Source organism: Ferrovibrio sp., assembly GCF_017994015.1.
GTDB lineage: Bacteria > Pseudomonadota > Alphaproteobacteria > Ferrovibrionales > Ferrovibrionaceae > Ferrovibrio.
This window is the reverse complement of record NZ_JAGOLP010000111.1, coordinates 1-4,416: the sequence shown is the minus strand read 5'-3', so window position 1 is coordinate 4,416 and position 4,416 is coordinate 1. Positions and strand designations below refer to the sequence as shown.

Here is a 4,416-nt window from a genome sequence, read left to right as displayed (position 1 = left end):
CCCTCGGGCAATTGCAGATCCTGCGCCAGTTCGGCCGAGGCGGCCACGGCGGCGGCACCGGAATTGCTCAGCAGGTATTCGGCCTCGCTGGCGGTAAGCTGCGCGCTGGAGGGCAGGGCAACATGGCCGGCAGCGATGGTGGCAAAGTAGGTCAGCGCATAATCGGCATCATTAGCCATGCGGATCATGATGCGCGAGCGCGGCGGCAGGCCAAGGCCTTGCAGGCCGGCCGCCAGGCGGCGCACGGCGAGGTCGGCTTCAGCAAAGCTCATGCGGGTTTCGCCGGCTTCGCCCACCAGGATCATGGCGGTCTTGTCGCCGCGCTGCCGGGCATTTTCGGCCAGGCAATAGCGGGCGATGTTGAAGCGGGCCGGCACCGGCTCGCTGCGGCTGGTTTCTTGGGTCATGACTGAACCGCGTCGTTAGGTTTGGCGTCGGGTACACGCAGGTAATAGGCCAGTGCGGCGGCGAGCAGGGCAGCCTGCACGCCGAATACGATACGATAAGCCGTCTCATCCGGATGGCCGCCGGCGGGGGTGAGCCAGCCCATCAGATAGCCGGTGAGGATCTGCTGGAAAGCGGCGCCGCCCATGGTGCCGATATTCAGCGTGGTGATGCCGCGCCCGGCCAGGGCCGGCGGAAACACGCTGCGAGCATGGGCAAAGATCATCACCGAACTGCCATTCATCGTGGCCATCAGCGTGAACAAGCCGCCCACCAGCCATACCGGGAGGCCGGGAATCAGAATGATGGCGCTGAAACAGGCCAACTGCGTGCCGGCCCCCACCGCAATCAGCCATTTACGGGTGTTGAAGATACGATCCAGCGGCCCCCAGGCAAAATAGCCAAGCGCGCTGCCGGCCGCCATGAAGATCAGTACATTGCCACGCGCCGAGGTATCCAGCCCATGTACATCATACAGGTAAGGTCCGCTCCACAGCCCCAGCAGCGTGATGAAGGTGGCGTAGGCATTGAAGATGATGACAAACAGATAGGGGAAATTGCGGTTGCGGATTACGTCGCCGATGCCGCGGATGGTATCGGCCAGGCTCTCGCGCTTGCCGGCGGCTGGCGCTGTGCCTTCCGGGTTATCACGCAGGGTGAACCAGGCCAGCAGCATCAGCAGCACGGTGAAGCCGCCGGTAACATGGAAAGCCGCCCGCCAGCCATAGGTTTGAGAAAACCACGCCAATGGCGCGGTGGAGGCGATCACGCCCAGGCTGCCAAAGGCAATCAGGATGCCGGAATAGGTGGCGAAACGATCCGGCGGAAACCAGCGACCAAACAGCACCATCGGGCCGGTAAGCAACGCGCCACAGCCAAAGCCCAGCACCACGCGCGCCATGGTCAGCTCCAGCAAGCCATCACCGGCGGCAAACCACAAGGCGCCGACAAAGGCGATGGCCATGGTGACCAGCATGGTGTTGCGTGGCCCCCAGCGGTCCAGGGCAATGCCCACGGGTATCTGGCTGATTGCGAAGGTGACAAAGAAGGCGCCGGTGAGGATGCCGAGATCGTCCGGGGTGAGATGCAATTCGCGCATCAGGTCCGGGCCAATCACCGCATTGGCCGAACGGTAGAACTGGCTGATGACGTAGCTCAGGCAGCAGCAAACAAGAATACGGTACGCAGTGGACACGGGAAGCCTCATCGGTGCGGCCCTGGTTGCAGGGAAGGCGGGGCCGCACCGCCAACAATTACTGGCTTAGTCGAGTTTCGCGCCGGAAGCCTTCACCACTTCGGCCCAGCGCTTCACCTCGGAACTGACAAACGGGCCAAACTGGGCCGGGGTCATCACCGGAATGTCGGAGCCGTTCTTGGCCCAGATATCCTTCAACTCAGCGCTGTCCAGCGCCTTGCGGATTTCGGCATACATCTTGTTCACGATGTCGGCCGGGGTGCCTTTGGGCGCCCACAGGGCATACCAAGTGGAAACTTCATACCCCTGCACGCCGGCTTCCGATGCGGTCGGCACATTCGGGAAGGCTGCGTTGCGCTTCGGTGATGCCATCGCCAGCGGAATGATGCGGCCACCGGTGATCTGGCCGGCTGAGGTGCCAAGGCCGTCAAAGATCATATGTACTTCGCCCGCTAGCAGGCCCTGCATGGCCGGGCCAGCGCCGCGATAGGGCACATGGGTGATCTCGGTCTTGGTGACGATCTTGAACAATTCGCCAGCCAGATGATGCGTGGTGCCATTGCCCGCCGAGCCGTAATCCATCTTGCCCGGATTGGCCTTGAGATACTTGATCAGGTCGGCCAGGGTGCGGGCTTCCACCTTCTGCGGATTGACCACGATCACCTGCGGCGGCTGGGCAATCACGGTGATCGGCGCAAAATCCTTCTCGATATCGTAATCCAGCTTCGGATAGAGCGAGGGCGCAATGGTGTGGTGCGCCGCGCCAACGAAGAAACTGTAGCCATCCGGCGCCGCACGCGCCGCCACGCTGGCGCCGATAGTGCCGCCGGCACCGCCGCGATTGTCGATGATGATCTGCTGGCCAATATTTTTGCTCAGCACGGCAGCGAGCGGGCGGGCATAGGCATCGGTGCCGCCACCGGCCGGGAAGGGCACCACAAAAGTAATTGGCTTGCTGGGCCAAGCTTGGGCCTGAACCTGACCGGGCATGGCAAACAGCGCCAGCGCGGAAAATGAAAGTGCAAGGGCAGCGGCTTTGCGCCGCGTGATGGCCCGAATCATGGCGTTCCTCCAAGTTTCTGTTTTATGTCCAACCACTTTAGAGAAAGGCGATGCTTGGTCAAGGAGAGCTTGCATACCCCTGAAGATAGCGCTGCGGTGCAATACCCAGCGAGCGGCGGAACATCGCCGTGAAAGCCGAGGCGCTGTCATAGCCCAGCATCTGTGCCACCTGGGCTACGGCGGCGCCGCTGGCAAGCCGCGCCACGGCTTCGGCCAGCCGCGCCCGTTCGCGCCAGCGCCGGAAACTGAGGCCGGTTTCCTGCTGGAACAGGCGGGCCAGGGTGCGCGGACTGGCGCCGCAGCGTAGCGCCCAATCCTCCAGCCCCAGCCGGCTGCCGGGTGCATCGAGCAACGCTTCGCAGAGCCGCGCCAGGCGCGGATCATTCGGCATTGGCAGACCCAGCGGCACCGCCGGCAGGCGGCGCAATTCGCCCAGGATCAGCTGCATGATCAGGCCGGCGCGGCCTTCGGTGTCATATTCCAGCGGCTCGGCCACGGCTTCCAGGATCAGCTCACGTAGCAGGGGTGAGACATCGAGCACGCGGCAATCCTGCGGCAAGGCCGGATCGGCATCCGGCGCCACATACAGTGTGCGCATCGCCACCCGGCTCATCATACGCACTTCATGCCGCATCCCGGCCGGCATCCACACGGCGCGTAATGGCGGCACCACAAAGGCGCCTTGCGCAGTTGTCACCCGCATCACACCCTGCACGGCATAGAGCAACTGGGCGCGCGGATGGTGGTGCGGCGCAATATGGTGGCCTGCGGCAAAAGGCTTGGCCATCGCCGCCACCGGGCGCGGCACATCCTGGTAATCGTTGGGATCGGTGCTTTTGACTGTCATGGCCGAAACTCGATGATTTTTGACCGAACAGATTGAACCGGACAGGCTAGCCTGTCCAGCATAAGAATCGTTCTCATCTGTTGCCCTGAGGCCTTGTCATGAACCTGTCCCGCCGTGTGGTCACCTTCGTCAATATCGGCCATGCCTTTGACCATATGCTGATGCTGATTTTTCCGACCGCCGTGCTGGCGATGGATCAGGCTTTTGGCCTGCCTTATGGCGAATTGCTGGCGCTCTCGATTGGCGGCTTCATTGCCTTTGGCCTGTTCTCGATCCCGGCCGGCTGGCTCGGTGATCGCTGGAGCCGCTATCACATGATGACCATTTTCTTCTTCGGCATCGGCCTTGCCACCATGCTGACCGGGCTGGCGGTGCAGCCCTGGCAGGTCGCCGTGGGCCTGACCTGCATCGGCCTGTTTGCCGCCATCTATCATCCGGTGGGCGGGGCGCTGCTGGTGGCCAATGTGGAGAAGATGGGCCGCGACCTCGGCATCAACGGCGTGTGGGGCAATATGGGCGTGGCGCTGGCGGCGCTGATCACCGGCGCGCTGGCGCAATGGCTTGGCTGGCGTGCTGCCTTCCTGGTGCCGGGGGCTGCAGCGCTGCTGGCTGGCATCGGCTTCCTGATCTATGTGCCAAACCGGCCCAGCAGCGGCAAGGCGGCGCCGAAGCAGCAGGCCCGGGTGCCGCGCAATATCATGATCCGCGCCTTTGTGGTGCTGTCGCTGGTCACTATTGCCGGCGGGGTAAATTTTAACGCTGGCACGGTTTCGCTGCCCAAGCTGTTTGAGGAACAGCTCAATCTCGGCAGCCTGACCACCTTTGGTGTTGGCCTTACGGCGGCGCTGGTCTTCTCCTTCGGCGCCAT

The 4,416-nt window shown here is 63.2% G+C and carries 5 protein-coding genes; 1 reads left to right on the top strand and 4 read right to left on the bottom strand.

Annotation, left to right across the window (positions count from 1 at the left end):
- The 4 genes from KBB36_RS20740 to KBB36_RS20725 all read right to left on the bottom strand — a co-directional run.
- A partial coding sequence (locus KBB36_RS20740) for an AMP-binding protein (protein ID WP_290985759.1) occupies positions 1 to 407 on the bottom strand: 407 nt, incomplete at its 3' end.
- On the bottom strand, positions 404 to 1,639 hold the full coding sequence (locus KBB36_RS20735) for an MFS transporter (protein WP_290985756.1): 1,236 nt from the start codon (positions 1,637 to 1,639) through the stop codon (positions 404 to 406). The genes KBB36_RS20740 and KBB36_RS20735, both read right to left, overlap by 4 nt.
- A gap of 66 nt (positions 1,640 to 1,705) precedes the next feature.
- Complete coding sequence (locus tag KBB36_RS20730) at positions 1,706 to 2,701, bottom strand: tripartite tricarboxylate transporter substrate binding protein (RefSeq protein WP_290985753.1); 996 nt, start codon at positions 2,699 to 2,701, stop codon at positions 1,706 to 1,708.
- Positions 2,702 to 2,759: 58 nt separating this feature from the next.
- A complete protein-coding gene (locus KBB36_RS20725) occupies positions 2,760 to 3,548 on the bottom strand; it encodes a helix-turn-helix transcriptional regulator (RefSeq protein WP_290985750.1) in 789 nt (262 codons plus the stop codon).
- A gap of 98 nt (positions 3,549 to 3,646) precedes the next feature.
- Here KBB36_RS20725 and KBB36_RS20720 point away from each other — a divergent pair.
- Positions 3,647 to 4,416: MFS transporter (locus KBB36_RS20720; RefSeq protein ID WP_290985748.1), on the top strand; the 770-nt coding region annotated here is incomplete at its 3' end.